This is a genomic window from Streptomyces sp. NPDC044064, assembly GCF_056434245.1.
This window is the reverse complement of sequence record NZ_JBWKFN010000032.1, coordinates 61,218-77,427: the sequence shown is the minus strand read 5'-3', so window position 1 is coordinate 77,427 and position 16,210 is coordinate 61,218. Positions and strand designations below refer to the sequence as shown.

Annotated in this window: 15 protein-coding genes and 4 pseudogenes; 6 read left to right on the top strand and 13 right to left on the bottom strand. The window is 72.0% G+C overall.

The annotated features are described in order from the left end of the window. Positions 1-179: 179 nt before the first annotated feature. Positions 180-398 (bottom strand): annotated as a pseudogene (locus AC07DS_RS37535) (LysR substrate-binding domain-containing protein); the annotation flags it as partial. Positions 399-572: 174 nt separating this feature from the next. On the opposite strand from AC07DS_RS37535, the pseudogene AC07DS_RS37530 reads away from it, so the two are divergent. Together AC07DS_RS37530 and AC07DS_RS37525 are read left to right on the top strand one after the other, a co-directional pair. Beyond that, positions 573-659: pseudogene (locus tag AC07DS_RS37530) on the top strand (DoxX family protein); the annotation flags it as partial. A gap of 91 nt (positions 660-750) precedes the next feature. Then, a complete protein-coding gene (locus AC07DS_RS37525) occupies positions 751-915 on the top strand; it encodes a hypothetical protein (RefSeq protein ID WP_479152805.1) in 165 nt (54 codons plus the stop codon). Between the two features lie 8 nt (positions 916-923). Here the strand turns inward: AC07DS_RS37525 and AC07DS_RS37520 are convergent, their stop codons facing one another. From AC07DS_RS37520 to AC07DS_RS37510, 3 genes and pseudogenes are all read right to left on the bottom strand, one after another. After that, positions 924-2,069, bottom strand: a complete 1,146-nt coding sequence (locus tag AC07DS_RS37520) for a PP2C family protein-serine/threonine phosphatase (protein ID WP_479152803.1) — start codon at positions 2,067-2,069, stop codon at positions 924-926. Next, positions 2,066-3,181: an FUSC family protein gene (locus tag AC07DS_RS37515; protein WP_479152801.1), complete on the bottom strand. Its 1,116-nt coding sequence runs from the start codon at positions 3,179-3,181 to the stop codon at positions 2,066-2,068. The genes AC07DS_RS37520 and AC07DS_RS37515 overlap by 4 nt, the downstream gene beginning before the upstream one ends. Positions 3,182-3,310: 129 nt before the next feature. Next, positions 3,311-3,405: pseudogene (locus tag AC07DS_RS37510) on the bottom strand. Positions 3,406-3,583: 178 nt separating this feature from the next. Between AC07DS_RS37510 and AC07DS_RS37505 the strand changes: the two are divergent. Then, complete coding sequence (locus AC07DS_RS37505) at positions 3,584-4,549, top strand: extracellular catalytic domain type 1 short-chain-length polyhydroxyalkanoate depolymerase (RefSeq protein ID WP_479152799.1); 966 nt, start codon at positions 3,584-3,586, stop codon at positions 4,547-4,549. A 6-nt stretch (positions 4,550-4,555) separates the two neighbouring features. Here AC07DS_RS37505 and AC07DS_RS37500 read toward each other — a convergent pair whose 3' ends face one another. Further along, the gene (locus AC07DS_RS37500; protein WP_479152889.1) at positions 4,556-5,203 is read right to left on the bottom strand and encodes a DedA family protein; all 648 of its coding nucleotides are present in this window, start codon (positions 5,201-5,203) and stop codon (positions 4,556-4,558) included. Positions 5,204-5,399: 196 nt separating this feature from the next. Here AC07DS_RS37500 and AC07DS_RS37495 point away from each other — a divergent pair. Both AC07DS_RS37495 and AC07DS_RS37490 read left to right on the top strand, forming a co-directional pair. Next, positions 5,400-5,601, top strand: a pseudogene (locus AC07DS_RS37495) (alkaline phosphatase family protein); the annotation flags it as partial. Between the two features lie 91 nt (positions 5,602-5,692). Next, entirely contained in the window at positions 5,693-7,252 is a 1,560-nt protein-coding gene (locus AC07DS_RS37490) for a hypothetical protein (RefSeq protein ID WP_479152797.1), read from the top strand. A 37-nt stretch (positions 7,253-7,289) separates the two neighbouring features. Here the strand turns inward: AC07DS_RS37490 and AC07DS_RS37485 are convergent, their stop codons facing one another. The 3 genes from AC07DS_RS37485 to AC07DS_RS37475 all read right to left on the bottom strand — a co-directional run bounded on the left by AC07DS_RS37485 (position 7,290) and on the right by AC07DS_RS37475 (position 10,631). Beyond that, on the bottom strand, positions 7,290-8,582 hold the full coding sequence (locus AC07DS_RS37485; protein ID WP_479152794.1) for a hypothetical protein: 1,293 nt from the start codon (positions 8,580-8,582) through the stop codon (positions 7,290-7,292). 113 nt (positions 8,583-8,695) lie between these two features. After that, positions 8,696-9,544: an alpha/beta fold hydrolase gene (locus AC07DS_RS37480; RefSeq protein WP_479152887.1), complete on the bottom strand. Its 849-nt coding sequence runs from the start codon at positions 9,542-9,544 to the stop codon at positions 8,696-8,698. A gap of 118 nt (positions 9,545-9,662) precedes the next feature. After that, complete coding sequence (locus AC07DS_RS37475; protein ID WP_479152791.1) at positions 9,663-10,631, bottom strand: LysR family transcriptional regulator; 969 nt, start codon at positions 10,629-10,631, stop codon at positions 9,663-9,665. Between the two features lie 188 nt (positions 10,632-10,819). Here AC07DS_RS37475 and snpA point away from each other — a divergent pair, with 188 nt between their 5' ends. Beyond that, complete coding sequence (gene snpA, locus AC07DS_RS37470; protein WP_479152789.1) at positions 10,820-11,503, top strand: snapalysin; 684 nt, start codon at positions 10,820-10,822, stop codon at positions 11,501-11,503. A 141-nt stretch (positions 11,504-11,644) separates the two neighbouring features. Here snpA and AC07DS_RS37465 read toward each other — a convergent pair whose 3' ends face one another. The 5 genes from AC07DS_RS37465 to AC07DS_RS37445 all read right to left on the bottom strand — a co-directional run bounded on the left by AC07DS_RS37465 (position 11,645) and on the right by AC07DS_RS37445 (position 16,207). Continuing rightward, on the bottom strand, positions 11,645-12,043 hold the full coding sequence (locus AC07DS_RS37465) for a nuclear transport factor 2 family protein (RefSeq protein ID WP_479152787.1): 399 nt from the start codon (positions 12,041-12,043) through the stop codon (positions 11,645-11,647). 90 nt (positions 12,044-12,133) lie between these two features. Further along, complete coding sequence (locus tag AC07DS_RS37460) at positions 12,134-12,922, bottom strand: enoyl-CoA hydratase/isomerase family protein (protein WP_479152786.1); 789 nt, start codon at positions 12,920-12,922, stop codon at positions 12,134-12,136. Between the two features lie 5 nt (positions 12,923-12,927). Continuing rightward, a complete protein-coding gene (locus AC07DS_RS37455) occupies positions 12,928-14,175 on the bottom strand; it encodes a cytochrome P450 (RefSeq protein WP_479152785.1) in 1,248 nt (415 codons plus the stop codon). A gap of 96 nt (positions 14,176-14,271) precedes the next feature. Then, positions 14,272-15,633 carry a cytochrome P450 family protein gene (locus AC07DS_RS37450; RefSeq protein ID WP_479152783.1) on the bottom strand — a complete coding sequence of 454 codons (1,362 nt, stop codon included), beginning with the start codon at positions 15,631-15,633 and terminating at the stop codon, positions 14,272-14,274. Between the two features lie 13 nt (positions 15,634-15,646). Continuing rightward, entirely contained in the window at positions 15,647-16,207 is a 561-nt protein-coding gene (locus AC07DS_RS37445) for a GTP-binding protein (protein ID WP_479152781.1), read from the bottom strand. Positions 16,208-16,210: the final 3 nt, after the last annotated feature.

Here is a 16,210-nt window from a genome sequence, read left to right as displayed (position 1 = left end):
CCTCGCCACAGGTGCACCCGCCGATTCCTTCCACCACGGTCACACCCCTCACGGCTGCTCGCCCTTCCGGCGGACCGGGATTGGGCCGGGCGGGGGACAAAGCCGCGTGCGAGGTGCGGGGCCGGGCGGGCCCGGCGGTGTCCGGGAGGCCGGATCGGGTTACCGGCCCAGGCCGGCGTTCACGCCTGTCCTGCCAGGTCGAGGCAGCAGCGGACGAAGTCCTTTACGACCGGATTGCGGTCGTCGGCGGGTGCCCGGGCGACGCCCACCCGCGTCGGGCTCACCCCGGTGACCGGTCGGTGCACGATGCCGGGCCGGGCGTGGAACCGGGCGGCGGACTCGGGCGCGAGGGCGATCCCGTAGCCGCTCGCGATGGCGTTCAGCCAGTCGTCGGGCTGCCGGAACTCGCCTACATCCCCGTCACCTGTGCGGCCGTCCTGGCCAACGCCGGCATCGCGGCGGCCGATCTGGCCGGGGCGCCGTTCGTCCTCGCCAACTCGAGAGAGGTCGGCGTGCCGGCGGCCTGGCACCCACCCCTGGCTGTGCTGTAGGCCGCCGGGGCCGCGGGACTCCTGCCGGGACTGCTGGGCCTTCGCCCCCTGGGCGTTGCCGCCGGTCTCGGCCTGGTGCTGTTCTACATCGGCGCCGTGGCCGTCCACGTACGGACCCGTGTGCTCCACAACATCGCGTACCCGGTCCTGTTCCTCGCACTGGCCTCGGGAGCGCCGGCGATGGCCGTGATCGTCTGGCGTGGGCGCCGACTTCCCGGCGGGGCTCGGCGAGTGGCCTTCGGAGAAGGCGGTGGACGCGCTCCGCGAGGTCTTCGTCGAGCTGAGCAGTCGTCACTCCCGGCCGTGCTTCGGAGGGTTGCAGGTCACGCACGCGGATGTGGCCGGCTCGCCCCTCGACGCCTGAAGGCGCTCTCACGGCAGCCGCTCCAGTGCCACCAGCGCCGCGTCGTCGCCGAGGTCGCCGTCGACGTGGTGCAGGAGGGCTCGGCGCAGGGCGGAGACCATGGCGGGCAGCGGGCGGTCCGCGTGGGCACGGGCGTGGGCGGGGAGGTCGTAGAACCAGCCCCGGCGGTCCCGGGCCTCGACGAATCCGTCCGTGTACAGCAGGAGCCGGTCGCCCGGGGCGAAGGGCACCGTCGTCGCGACCGGTTCCACGGCCAGGAGGTCGCCGAGTCCGAGCGGTGGCCCGGGCCGGTCGGGCAGGTGGGCCCGGACCCGGCCCGCGCGCACCACGAGCGGCTCGGGATGACCGCAGTGGACGATACGGGCGACCGCCTCGCCGGGCGGGAACTCCACCAGCAGGGCGGTCGCGAACCGTTCCGTGAACAGCGCCTGCCTGCCCTGGCCGTCCAGCGCCGCGATCTCCCGTCGGGCGCGCGAGTCCAGGCCCTGTGCCACCCTGGCCAGGGACGCCTCACGGTCGGCCAGCTCCCGGAACGCGCCGAGCAGGTTCGCGGCTGCCTCGACGGCCGTCAGCCCCTTGCCCCGCACGTCTCCGATGAGGATGCGGGTGCCGTAGGGCGTCTGCAGCGCCTCGTAGAAGTCGCCGCCGATCCGGGCCTCCGACTCGGCCGGCAGGTACACCCCGCACAGGGCCAGCGAGGGGAGCCGGCCCGGCAGCGGGTGCATCAGCGCACGCTGTGCTGTCTCCGCGACGGAGCGGACCTGCCGCAGCTGCCCCTCCCGGCGCCGGCGCAGCGAGCAGGTGGCGAGGGAGGCGAGCCCGACCACGGCCAGGGTGCCCAGGATGACGTCCGAGTCGGGCCGGCCGAGCTGCCCCGCGGCCATCTGCAGCAGCGCCGTCAAGGCGAGCGCGGCGCAGGCGAGGGTCGCCGTCGCCCACATGGGGAGCAGGGCGGCGGCCAGGACCGGCACGGCGGCCATCACCGGCGAGACATGCAGCCAGTCCGGCGTCAGCAGGTCGGCGAGGGCGACGGCCACCAGGAGCAGGACGGGGGCCGGGGTGAGAGGCAGCCGGGTCCGGACGGGCGGGGCGGGGCCGGTGATGTCGGTGGGCGCGGTGCAGTCGTGCGGGTGATCCGTGGGGTGAGAGGTCATCGTCGCTGTGCGGGCCGCAGCGGGCTGAGCACCCGGTGCTGCCGGGTCGGAGCGGGTACGGACGTGGTCAGGCAGGACAGGACCGCGTCCAGGTGATGGACGAGATGGCGGTCCTGCTCACGGTCGACCGGTGAATCACGGTCGGGTCTGTCCAGACGGGCGAGGGCGTGCCGGGCCGCCGGCAGCGCGGGATGGGGCCGCCCGCCCCGGCAGCCGTAGACGCACAGGGCCGTCGTACGCAACAATCCCGCGTACGGCCCGGCGAACCCGTCGGCTGCGGGAGCGCCCTCGCCCGGCGGACCGGGCCGGTTCACAGCGGGTCGCGTGTCGAGGATTCGTCCGGCCGCGCACACCTGCTGCTCCACGTCGGCCAGCGTCCCCATGACGCGACGGTCCAGGTGCCAGCGGCGGCGCCGAGCGATGGGGCGTACGTTCCAGCGCACGCTCTCGTGCGCCTCGTCCACGGCGGTACGGGCCTCCGTCAGCGCGACGTCGAGTTCCCGCTCCCAGCCGGAGCCGAGCACGTTCCGCGGCCGCTCCCGCCGGGCGACCGCGTCGGCCAGACCGTCCAGGTGGCGGGCGAGCAGAGTGCGCAGCCTCTCCACGGCGTGCTCCGCGGACCGGACCCGTACGGCCGGGAACAGCAGCGCGCTGCACGCCAGGCCGAACGCGATGCCCAGCATGATCTCGGCGAGGTGGGAGACCACCTCGGCGGGATGTCGGCCACGGACCAGGGCGAAGGTGATCAGTGCCGTCGTCGGCAGATGCAGCCCCTGGTGGCCGAGCAGCTCGTGCCGGGCCAGCAGCACCGAGGCGAAGACGACGAGACCGAGACCCGCCATCCCCGGCTCGACGTACAGGGCGGCGGGTACGGCGACGGCCACGCCGAGCAGGCATCCCGTGGCGTACCGCGTCGCCGCGGCGACCGTGCGCACCACCGTCGCCTCGACGATGAGCAGTGCCGCCACGGCGCCCACATAGGGATGGGGTGTGTGCAGCAGGTTCACGCACACCTGCCAGGTCAGCCCTGCTGCCACCGTCGCCCGCGCGGCGTCGGCGCAGCCGGCTCGTCCGAAGGGCATAGCGAGGGCGGATATCCGTGCGCTGCGCATGCCTTTCGTGCTCCTTCCCTCTGCCGGACTTCCCGAGCCCGCCCGGGCGGGCTCGGGGCAACAGCCCCCCAGGGTAATCGGACAAATGGGGCATATGGCAAATAGGGAGCGGATCGAGCTTGTGGTGGGCGGAGAGGGCAGGATTCGAACCTGCGTGGGCCCCGTGGGGCCCGACCTCGAGGCGTGCTCGTAGGTCCCCGATCAGCCACTCCGGGCACCTCTCCCTGTTCCCGGCTTCCGGTTTCCCGTGCCGTTCACATCAACTACGGTGCCGGAACCCGCTGACGCGACGGTGACGTCTCACTGACGTGCCCAGCCCGCTGCCGGGCCCACTCGCGGCGACCGCACTATGGGGTCCGGCCCCATAAGCGCAGCCGTGCCAGGCTCCTAGCATCTGCGGCCATGCAGACCAGAGCCGCACGCCTGACAGCCGCCCTGGTGGCCCTCGTGGCCGCCTTGGCCGCCGGACTCCTCACCCCCCGCACGGCGGCCGCTGCCGCCTCCCTCGGCGAAGTCACCGGGTTCGGTTCCAATCCCGGTGCGCTGCGCATGTTCCGCTACGACCCCCCGGACCTGCCGGCGAACGCCCCCGTCGTCGCCCTGCACGGCTGCACCCAGGACGCCGGGTACGCCGTCAGCAGCGGCTGGACCACGCTCGCGGACCGCTGGCACTTCTCCGTCGTGGTCCCGCAGCAGTCCGCGGGCAACAACCTCGGCAAGTGCTTCGACTGGTTCCAGTCAGGGGACATCGAGCGCGGGAACGGCGAGGCCGCCTCGATCGCGCAGATGGTGGACCGCCAACTCGCCGACGTCCAGGGCGACCCCTCGCGGGTGTTCGTCACCGGCCTGTCCGCCGGGGGCGGTATGACGGCGGTGATGATGGCGGCCTACCCCGAGAAGTTCCGCGCGGCCGGCATCGTCGCCGGGCTGCCGTACGGCTGCTCCGAGGCGGCCGGTGGACCTTACCCGTGCATGTACGGGTGGGCGAACCAGACCCCGGCCCAGTGGGGCGACCGGGTGCGCAAGGCCCGCCCCGGATACACCGGCCCCTGGCCCGTGCTCACGGTCCTCCAGGGCTCGGCGGACGGCACGGTGAAGCCGTCCAACATGACGGACCTGGTCAGGCAGTGGACCGACGTCCAGGGTGCCGATCAGAGCGCGGACGTCTCCGACACCGTGGCGGGGTACCCGCACCAGGTCTACCGGACCCCCGCCGGGCAGGCCGTGGTGGAGACCTACAGCGTCACCGGAATGGGGCACGGGCAGCCCGTCGACCCGGCGACCGGGTGCGGCACCGCTGCCCCGTACATCCTCGACGTCCACCTCTGCGCCGCCTACCGGCTCGGCCTCGCCTGGGGGCTCGGCTGACCACGGTCAACTCTCGGTCCGACCGGAGGCCCGCCGCTCGCGCCGCGTTCGGCGGGCCTCCGCCAGCAGTGGCAGCAGGGAGACGGCGACGATGAGCGCGACCAACGGCAACAGGTAGTCGTCGACGTGGGACACCGAGGAACCCAGGAGATATCCGGCGAGTACCAGGCTCTGGGACCAGAGCAGGCCGCCGATGGTCTGCCAGACGGTGAACGTCCGCACGGGAACGCCGAGTGCGCCGGCCGCCGGGTGGAGCACGGAGCGCAGCATCGGGACGAAGCGGCCGAGCACCAGCGCCTTGCGGTATCCGTAGCGGGCCAGCATCCGTTCCGCCCGGGCCGTGCCCTCCTTCACCCGCCGCCGCGAGGTGCGGGCCAGCAGGGGTCGCCCGCCGTGCCGCCCGAGCAGGTAGCCCGCCTGGCCGCCCGCCACGGCGCCGACGGCCGCGCACAGCAGGACCTGCCAGAGCACCAGCCGCGCAGGGTGCTGAGCGCTCGCCGCGCACAGCACACCGGCCGGGAACAGCAGCGTGTCGCCCGGCAGGAAGAAACCGACGACCAGCAGGGACGACTCGGCGAAGATCACCACCAGGACGCCCAGCGCACCGAAGGCAGCGAGCAGTGAGGCGCTGTCGGTCGGATTGACCGCGATCACCGCCCTCGCCTCCCGGCCCCGCTCGTCCGTCGCTTCCCTCAAGTGTCACGTGGTCGGGGTCCGGCTGCCCGGACAGCGGAGTGGACGGGACCGCAACGGGCGGGAAACTCCTTTGCCGGGCCCCGGTTCCTGGGCCATCTGGTCGACGGTGCGTCCATGGGACAGCTGATCGGCATGGCCGACGACGCCGGTGCCCGGGCCAGGGGCACCGCGCTGCACGGCTGCCGCCGACCTGGACGCGACCCTGGCCCCGCTGCTGGACGACGCCCGTACCGTCGTCGCGCTGTCCGAGTACGGCATCACCGGGGTGAGCCGGCTCGTCGACATCAACCACGCGCGGCGCCGCGCGCGGACTGCTGGAGGTGCACACCCAGGACGGCATCGACCCGTCCGGATCATTGTCCGGACACCCTCTGTCAGCTCCGTGGCCCCGGCCTTACACTGCCGATCCGCAGTATTTCGGGGGAAGTTGACGGGGGGGAGACCAGCATGTCCGATCCGTACGGTCCGTATCAGGGATTCGCCGCACCACCGATGCCCTCGGCGCCACCGCCCGCGCCGCCGGACGGCCGGCGGGCGGCAGCCGTCGCCGTACTCAACCTGAGCGGACTCGGCCTCGGGTACGCACTCCTGCGAAGATGGGTCCTGACGGCCGCCTGCCTGGCGGCGACCGCCGTCCTGCTGTTCGTGGCCCTGCCCGCCGACGCCGACGGCGTCCCGGGGGCCGCGCTCACCGTCTACGTCCTGCTCCTGCTGGCGGCCGCCGTCCACGGTGCGATCGCCGGACTGCGCACCCGGCTCACCTGGCCGGGCCGCGCGCCCCTCGCCCTCCTGCTCGGCGTACTGCTGCTCGCCGTACCTGCAGGTGGCGTGGTCTGGTACGACGGCGCGCACGAGGAAGCCGTGCAACGGGCACTCCTCGACCGGCTGGACCAGGCCGACCAGCTGGTGACCAAGGCCGGCCGGCACAGGTTCGCCACCGCCCGGGGCGACTACGGCGCGGCTCTGGAGATCTACCGGGACCTGGCGGCCGAGCACTCCGGCTCCCGCGCCGCCGCCCAGGTGCCCGACCGCATGCGGAGCTTCTACACCACGGTCGGAGCGGCCTACGGGCACCAGGAGTACTGCGACGCGATCGAGCCGCTGAAGTACCTGCGCACGGTGCCCCGTTTCATGCCGAAGAAGGAACTCGGCTCGCTCGGCCGGTGGCCCGACGACCGGCTCGCCACCTCGTTGTACGAGTGCGGATGGGCGGGCCTGACGGCGGGTCAGGCGGACTGGGTCACACGCTTCGACGACCTGCTGACCACCTTCCCGCAGTCCGGGTCGGCGGCCAAGGTCGCACCCGCCGTGGACGCGGCGGTGAAGAAGGCCGAGAAGGACGTCGACGGCGGCGCCCCCTGCGCCGCCGTCGAGAAGCTGCGCGACCTGAACACCCGGATCACGGACCTCTCGGGGTCGGCGGGCAGTGCGGCCGGCGGTCTCACCAAGTCCGCCGACAGGGCCGACCGGAGCGGCGACGCGGGGGAGTACGCCTGCGGGGTCGACCAGTACCGGGACCGCGACTTCGACGCGTCCCAGAAGACGATGGAGCAGTACGTCTCCGACAACAAGAACGGCAAGAACCGGGACCGGGCCAAGAAGATCGCCATCGGAGCCGAGGTGGCCCAGACCCTGCCGGCCGCCGGGAAGAAGCTGCCCACCACCGCCTCCGGCGGCGGCATCACCGTCACGGTCAAGAACGACAGCCCCCACGACGTCACCGTCCTCTACACCGGACCGGTCACCGGCAGCTTCACACTCAAGGGGTGCGGCAGCTGCAAGTCGTACGGCCTCGCCGACACACTGAGGATCGGCTTCAAGCCCTGCAACGGCGGCAAGAACTACCCGCAGCGGACGCTCAGTCTCCCGGTCGGCACCACGTACTTCGTGCACAAGCCGCACGGTGACAGCACCGCGACGCCGGCCTCGGACACGGCCAAGATCCGGTCCGGGTACATCTACACGGAATGCGCCTACACGACACAGACGCTGGGCTCCAGCTACTGACCGTGCGGGGCGGGCCCGAGGCCCGCCCCGCCGCTCGTCAGTCCCGTCGCCCGGCGCGCCGGCGTGCCACCAGGACGGTGCCCGTGCCGAGGACCACGGCCCCGGCCGCGGCGACCGCGAGCGGCAGGACCGAGCCGGTACCGGTGCTCGCCAGGTTGCCGCCCGTGGCGGAGGATCCCGAGGTGCCCGTGGTGGCGCTGCCGTCCGCGGTGCCGGAGGAGGATCCGGAAGCCGACCCGGACCCGGTGCCGGACCCCGAATCACCGGTGGACCCCGTGGCGGAGCCTCCGGTGGAGCCGCCCGCGGAGCCCGTCGAGCCGCTGCCACCCGTGGAGCCGTCACCGGAGACGTCGAGCAGGATGTCCGCTGTGTCGTTCGCCTTGTCGGCGTCGAACGGCCGGGGCTCTCCCGCCAGTGCCACCGAGCCCTTGGCCCCGGCCACCAGCTTGTTGATCTTCAGCCGGAACTCGTACGTCTCGCCGCTGTTCTCGTCGACCCACGCCTCGCTGGTGCCGCACTCGTACGTCCGGGACCCCACGCTCTTGCAGAACCCGTCGGTCCTGGCGACCGACGTACCGGCCGGCACCGTGATGTGCACGCGGGTCGCACCCGCGCCGATCTCGCGCAGCACCCAGCCGGGCCCGGCGTTGGTGAACTTCACCACCAGCGGGACCGTGTCCCCGACCCTTCCCTCGAGCCGGGCGCCGGTCACCTGGAAGTCGGCCGTGTTCTTCGCGGTCACCTTCACGGTCGCCGCGTCCCACTCCTCGTGCCGGGCGGAGCCGGGTGCGGCCGGAGTCTCGTCGGGCCGCTCGACCAGTTTCACCGCCGGGCCCGTACCCCGCACCGGCGGCGGGCCGGCGTCCGTGAACGCGGGGTCGTACGTGGCGACCGTCACCCGCAGCTCGTCGTAGAGGGCGCGGTCGAGTGCCTTCAGGGTCAGGGTCCGGTCGGGCGCGTAGACGACACCGGGCTTCACCTGCTGGTCGAACTCGCAGACCACGTCCGAGGAACTGGGCGCCTCGTCGAAGGACGGGATCTCGTAGCGCAGGCAGTTGGCGGGCACCTCGGTGTGGCTGAGCCCGCGGGTGACCGAGTAGGACATCCAGACCTTGCCGAGCGCCTCGGCACCGGTGTTGGTGAAGGAGGCCGGGACCGTGACCTCGCTGCCGGGCCGCACTCCGTCGAGCGGCGCGATCCTGCCCAGCACCAGACCGGGTCTCACGTCGGCGGCACCGGCGGGCGCGGCCCCGAGCGCGATCAGGGCGACGGCCCCGAGAACACCGGCGGTCTGGCGGAGTAAACGGGGGCCGGAGAGCGTGGGGGGCATGAAATCCTCTGTGTGAATCGACTGCCACGGACAGCTGAACCGTGCGGGAACGCGCGTTCCAGCACGGGAGACCTCCGTCACCGCCCGATGGTTGTACGCAGCCCGGCCGCAGGTCACCGCCTCGCGTGCCGAACCAGCCACTCAAGGGCCGCGGCCGCGTCGCCCAGGACGGAGAGGTGGCCGTCGTCCGGTCGCAGCCGGAGTTCCGAGCGCGGGCAGCGGTTCGCCAGCCACTCGCCGTGGGTGCTCGGCACGATCCTGTCCCGAGCCCCGTGCAGGACGAGGACCGGCGCGGTGACCGACCCCGGGTCGCAGCCCCACGCGTCAACGTAGGCCAGGTCGTCGTCGACGAGTCCGCCAGGGCCTGCGGCCACGGCCGGCCTCACGACCTCCTCGAACCAGGACCAGTCACCGGCCAGGGCCGCGTGGTCGGCCGAGGTGAACATCCCGGGGTCGTAGACCGCCTCCGCCTCGTACCGCTCCTTCGCCTCGCGGCCCGCCGCGGCCGCGGTCAGTGACGCCCGGCAGGATGCGGCCATGCCGGCGAACCAGTCGAGCCCCTCGGCGTCGAACGGGGCCAGACCCGACACCTCGACCACGCCGAGCACCCGCTCCGGCAGTACGGCGGCACACGCCAGGGCGTGCGAGGCGCCCCCGGAGTGACCCATGACGGCGAAGCGGTCGATGCCGAGCGCATCGGCGATGCGGGCGACGTCGGCGGCGGCCGATGCGATGCCGCGGCCGTCGAGCGGGGTCGAACCGCCGTATCCGGGGCGGTCGTACGACACCCAGCGGACCCCGAGCCGGGCCGAGGCGGGGAAGAGGGGCCTGGGCGGCAGGCCCACGTTGGGTGTGCCGTGATGCCAGAAGACGGGGAGAGCGCCGGATCCGCCGGCGCCGGTGTCGTAGACGTGCAGACTGCGCCCGTCGGGCAGCTCCAGGTCCGATTCGGTCACGTGGATGTTCGTCACTGCGCGGTCCTTCCGTGCGGGTGCCGGGCGCTCGACGCGTAACAGACCCCGCGTACTCCCGGAACTCATCGCCCGGCCGAGCGGGCGACAGTCCGTGGGCCCGGCGCCCTCAGGTCCGCACCGGGCGGAGCGGCCGGGCCGGTGGTCCGGGTCTTCGGCGCTCCAGCCATTCCTGATACGCCGGGGCCTGGTGGGCCGCCTCCCAGTAGGCCTCCTCCAGCTCTCGGGCGCCGTGGTCGAGTTCGGCCGCCGTCCGGGCCGCGAGCAGCAGCCGTACCCCTATCGGGTCGCCCTGAAGCGGCCGGATGGCGAGGTCGGGGCGGGGGCGCGCGGTCGGCTGGCTGACCGTGACGACCTCGCCGATGGCGGCCAGGGAATAGGCGCTGAGATAGTCGCCGTGCAGCAGGTCGGGCTCGATTCCGGCCTTGCGCAGCACCCGGCACAGACCGTCCCACTCGCCGTCGACGGAGGAGTCGATCATCCAGCGCTCGTGGGCGAGGTCGGTCAGGGGTATCTCGCGCTGCGCCGCGGCGGGGTGGTCGGCGGCCAGGGTGACGAACTGCGGTTCGCGCTCCACCAGTACCCGCAGGCGCAGCCCGGCCGGGACACGCAGCGGGCTGCCCTCGACCTCGTGCACGAAGGCCAGGTCGAGCCCGCCCTCGGCGACCATCCGCAGCAGTGCGTTCGCGGACACGTCCATCCGGAGGCTGGGGTCGACCGCCGGGACCCGGGCGCGCAACCGGCGGAGCCAGCCCGGCAGGGCCCGGCTGGCCGTGGCGCCGATGCGCAGCCGGGGACCGCCCGCCGCGCGAGCGGCCGCTGCCCTCGCCTCGGCCACGATCGCGGCGAGTTCGGCGACGAGCGGCCGGGCGCGGCTGACCACGAGGTGGCCCAGCGGGGTGAGGCGGCTGCCGGTACGGTCACGGGTGAAGAGCCGGCCGCCGAGCGTCTGCTCGATGCGGCGCAGCTGGGTGCTCAACGAGGGCTGGGCCATGCCCAGTTCGCGAGCGGCCTGGTGCAGACTGCCGGCGTCGGCGATGGCGCACAGAACGCGCAAGTGCCTCACCTCGAGCTCCATGCACGGAGCGTAAGGGCAGGGGCTGATGAGGCGCCAGATGTTCAAACGCCAACGGAACGGCTGGAGTTGGGCGTGATAGCCGGGCAATATCCCCGGTTGCCATCATCCGCCGGCCGCCGGGGCGGCGGAAACTCAGGGGCAACCGATCGTTCACCACCCCACACGAACGAGTAGGAGCACCCCCCCACATGACGTCGATCCGTACGTCCTCCCCTGCCGCGAAGGCCTCCAGGAGAGCGCTGGCGCTCGGCCTGGGCCTGGCGTTCGCCGCACTGGGCACCGCGATCCCGGCGAGTGCCCAGACCACCGGCTCCACCGCCTCGCCGCACGCCCGCTACACGGGCCACGCCGACGAGGCTGGCAACAGCAAGGCGTTCTTCGAGGCCGTGCTGGCCTCGGTCGCCGAGAAGCAGGCGGCGCACCCGAACCTGCGGTCGGTGACCGTCTACTACGACGCCTCCCAGGCGCCGAGCTTCCGTTCGCAGATATCGAGCGCCGCGTCGATATGGAACAGCTCCGTATCGAACGTCAAGCTGCAGGCGACCTCGGGCGGCGCCGACTTCGCCTACTACGAGGGCAGTGACCCCGAGGGGTCCTACGCCTCCACGGACGGCCACGGCAACGGCTACATCTTCCTCGACTACGCGCAGAACCGGCAGTACGACTCGATCCGCGTCGCCGCGCACGAGACCGGTCACGTGCTGGGGCTGCCGGACCACTACAGCGGCCCGTGCAGCGAACTGATGTCGGGCGGCGGCCCGGGCCCGTCCTGCACCAACCGCTACCCGAACTCGGCCGAGCGGGCCCGGGTCAACCAGCTGTGGGCCAACGGCCTCGCCAAGGCGCTCGACAAGCTGAACAAGGTGCACTGACCCCGCGACGAGGCGCACCGACCGTCTGAGAACCGTCCACCCGCGACCGGAGGCGGGCCGTGCCATCCGGGTACGGCCCGCCTCACGCGGGTTCGTGAACCGTCTCACCCACGACGAGGCGACGCAGGCGCCGCTCCGTCCTCACGCCCGGTCGAACCAGGCGAGTGCCGCGATGCGCCAGCCGTCCGGAGTGCGCACGAACTGCAGGGTCTTGGTACCGCCGCCCTCGTAGGGCTCGCCGTTCATGATTCCGGACTTGCGGTACTCACTCACCCGGGAAGCGATGTCGCCCGCGATCTCGGTGTGTTCGGAGGTCTCCCACTCCGAGAACTCGACGAGCCGGCCGTCGGAGAGCAACCGCCGGCGGGGCTCGATGAACTCGTCCACGGTGTAGACGGTGAAGTCCGGTCCCGTCATGACGATGACGCCGGAGGGGAGGACGAGCCTGCGGATGCGTGCCACGTCGGCCGGTCTGCCGCCGCGGTTGTCGAAGGCGCCGAAGAACTCGGCCGTCACCGCGTCGATCTCGATCTTGGACACCGTGTGAAGCTACCACGCACCCGAAGGTCCGCCAACGGAACCGCAGTTGGGGGAGGGTGCCGCCCGGTCGCCGTCGACCGGGCGCTTTCCCTACGAGTGCTCGGCCACGCGCTGCGGGCGGGCCTGGCCCAGCTGTGCGGTGAGGAGGTGCGCGTCCAGCAGGGCCACGTCGGCCGTGCGGTTGGCGCGCGCGTAGCCCGCGAACATGCGCTTGGTCAGGGTGAGGGCTTCGGGTGAGCGCCGCAGGAGCGGGCGTACCCAGGCGTTGACGGCCGCGTCCAGTTCGTCGAGCGGGGCGACCTTGTGCAGCAGGCCGAGCCGGTGGGCGGTGGCCGCGTCGAAGGTCTCGCAGGTGAGCATGAGTTCACGGATCCTGGCGGCTCCGCCCTCGACTATCAGGCGGCCCATGGCGCCTCCCCAGGCCGGCGGCAGGCCGAGGCCGATCTCGGGCATGCGGAACCGGCAGCTGTCGGCTCCGGCGCGCAGGTCGCAGAAGGAGGCGAGCGCGAGACCGGCGCCCACCACCTTGCCGTGGAGTCTGGCGACGGTGACCGCGTGCGTGTTCTCCAGCGCGTCGCACACACGGTAGGCCTTGTCCGCGATCCGGCGCATGGCGGCTCCGGTCGGGTCCTCGGCCAGCGCCGCCTGGTACTCGACCCGGTCGGCGCCGAGACAGAAGTCCGCACCCGCGGCGGAGAGGATCAGCACCCGGATGTCGGGCCGGTCGTGGAGGCTGTGGAGGAGGGTGGCGAGGTCGTCGAGTGCGGCGACGGTCAGCGTGCCGTCCTGTGCCGGGGGGTTGAGACGGACCCGGAGGACCGGCCCGTCGTGTTCGACGTGCAGCGCCTTGTAGGGGAAGTGGGGGGAGGTGTTGATCATGTCGGTCATGAGAGGGCGACGTCCAGGTTCAGCAGGCGCCTGAAGGCCACACGCGGTGCCCAGGTCGGTCTGCGTACGAGGGTGAGGCGGGGGAAACGCCTGACCAGCTGGTGGAGCAGGGTCTGTGCCTCCATACGGGCCAGGGGAGCCCCGAGGCAGTAGTGGATGCCACCGCTGAAGGCGAGGTGCGCCGGTTTGCGGTGCAGGTTGAACAGTTCGGGATCCTCGTGCTTGGCCGGGTCCCGGTTGGCCGCGCCCACCATGAGGTGGACCATCTCGTCCTTGCGGACCTCGACGCCGCCGAGGACGCCGTCCCGGGAGGAGACGCGGCTGATGACATGCGTGGGCGGGTCGTAGCGCAACGATTCTTCGACGGCGGCGGGCACGAGTTCGGGGTGGACGGTGAGCCAGTCCCACTGCCGGGGATGTTCCAGCAGCAGGAGCGTCATCGTCGACAACAGCGTGGCGGTCGTCTCCAGCGCAGCCAGCAGTACGAACAACGCCAGGAAGTAGACGGCCTCGTCCGCCTTGTCCTGGTCGCCCTCCATGGCGTCCCACAGCGTGATCCACCGCGAGACGGGGTCGTCACCGGGGTGGGCCCGGCGCCGGCGCACCAGGTCCATGAAGTAGGTCCGCAGCTCCGCCGTGGCCGCGTCCGACTTCGCCAGCTGGCTGGCCGACGGCAGCAGTTCCTGGGTGAAGACCTGGTCGTGGGTCAGCTCCCGCAGCCGGGGGAAGTCGGCGGTGGGCAGCCCGAGCCAGTGCCCGATGGTGGCGACGGGCAACTCCTCGCCGACCAGGGCGTTGAAGTCCGCCTCGCCGTCGTGCAGCCGCTCGGCGAGCGAGTCGAGGAGCCGGGTCGTGCTCCGGCCCACCGTCCCGCGCAGCTGCTCCAGGGTGGTGCGGTCGAACATGCCCGCCGACCGGCGCACCCAGGTGTGCTCCGGAGGGTTGAGCGCGGGCAGTGTCCGGCTCATCTCGCGCGAGGACGGGGCCGTCCAGCGCGTGCCGTCTCCCTGCTGCTCCCGCCAGCGCGCGTCGGGCTCCAGCCAGTCACGGCTGCGCAGCACCTGGTCGCACACGTCGAAGGAGGTGACCAGATGTCCGCCCCAGGGGGCTGCGACGACTCCGCCCCTCGACCGCAGCTCCCCGTAGATCGGAAAGGGATTTGCCTGGCCCTTTGCGGTCCGTAACCGAGAGAACAGCGAGACGGCAAATCGTCTGTCGACGGGCGGAGTTATCGCAATCTCCACGATGTCCCCTTCTTGCTCTCACGTATCAGCCGCCATGCATACCCCCCCGTTTGCTGATACATACAAGATGACTATTCGTGCGAAGAGTTGCCTACGTCACTCTCCCCTGGTCCATGCCAGGAACCGGCTGAAGAGGCCCGGTTTGGGCTTGGACGCGGCCGGCGCCGCAGGCTGCGGCACGGGGCTCGGGGCGTGGTGCGCGGCGGCCGCGGCAGGCTGCTGCGGTGCCTGAGCAGGAGTCGGCGCCACGGCGCGCGGCGTGAACCGCACCGGCAGCGCCACCAGGGACCGGCTCCAGGGAGCGGGCACCCAGTTCAAGTCCTTGAAGGGAACCCGGACTTCGATGTCGGGCAGCCGGTTGAGGAGGGACTCGACGGCGGTGACGGCGATCACGAACGCCGGGTCCTTTGCGGGGCAGGCGTGCGGCCCGGCACCGAAGGACAGATGGGCCTTGGCGCTGAGCTGCTCGCGGTGCTCCGCCAGCCGGGGATCGGTGTTGGCGGCCGCGAAGGAGATCACCACCGGGTCGTTCGCGCGGAGCATCCGGCCGCCCAGCTCCACGTCGTGAGTGGGGTAGTGGGCCGCGTAGTTGGCGATCGGCGCGTAGTTCCACAGGGCCTGGCCGACCGCGTCCTCGACCGGCAGACCGGCCTGCCAGTCCTCGCCGAGGATCAGCGCGCTGCTGGTGCCGATCGCCGCCGACAGGGGCGCGGTGCCGCCCGAGAGCAGCGTCACGAGCTGGTGCAGCACCTCCTCGTCGGTCAGTGCCGCGGAGTGCTCCATCAGGCGGGTCGTCAGGTCGTTGCCGGGCCTGCGCCGCTTGAGCGCGATCAGCTCGCCGAGCGCCTCGCCCAGCACCTGGTCCGCACCGGCCGTGCCGTCGAAGATGCCGCTGATCCCGACGATCACCCGGTCACCGATCTCGGGCGGGCACCCGAACAGGTCGCTGAAGACCAGCAGCGGCAGCGGCTGCGCGTACTCGGCCATCAGCTCGGCCTGCCCGAGGCGGTCGGAGTTGAACCGGCTGACCAGGTAGTCGGCGGACTGCTGGGTCTGCCGCACCAGCTGGATCTCGTTGACGGTGGCGAGACTGTCGGTCACGGCCTGGCGGAGGCGGGCGTGTGCCGCTCCGTCGCTGAACAGCGCGTTGGGCCGGTAGCCCATCATGGGGAGTGCCGGGCTGTCCTCGGGTACCCGCCCTTCGTTCAGCGCCCGCCAGCGCCGCGAGTCCCGGACGAACGAAGCGGGGTTCTGCAGGATGTACAGGGCGGCGTCGTAGCTGGTGACCAGCTCGACCTCCACGCCCGGGGCGATGTCCACCGGCGCACTCGGGCCGAGGCTGCGCAGATACGCGTAGGTGGCGTCGGGATCGGAGCCGAACTGCGGGCCGTAGAGGGGGACATTGCCGTGCGCGGGGCAGCCGGGCGGTGGCCCTTGTATGCCGGGACGCTGCTGCATGTGGGGGAGGCTCCTAGTCGAGAAGGGACAGTAGGTGGTGGACGAGGGTGATGAGGGCCTGCGCCGACGACTGCTGGTCCCGTACGTCGCAGGAGACGACGGGGGTCCGGTCGGACAGGTTCAGCGCCTCGCGGATCTCCGCGAGCGGATAATTGGTCGCGTCGTCGAAGTGGTTGACGCCGATGGCGTACGTCAGGCCGAACCGCTCGACCAGGTCCAGGACCGGGAAGGACTCCGACAGCCGCTCCGGGTCGACCAGGACGAGCGCGCCCAGTGCCCCCCTGGACAGCTCCTCCCACATCTCCTTGAAGCGCTCCTGACCCGGCGTGCCGAAGAGGTACAGCACCACCTCGTCGCTGATGGTCAGGCGGCCGAAGTCCATGGCGACCGTCGTGGTGGTCTTGTCCGGAGTCCCTGACAGATCGTCAAAGCCCACGCTGGCTTCGGTGATCTCCTCTTCGGTCCGCAGGGGCTCGATCTCGGAGATGCTGCCGATGCATGTGGTCTTCCCGACCCCGAAGTGCCCCACCACGAGGATCTTCACAGCGGTGAGGACACCTGAATCCAGGTACACGAA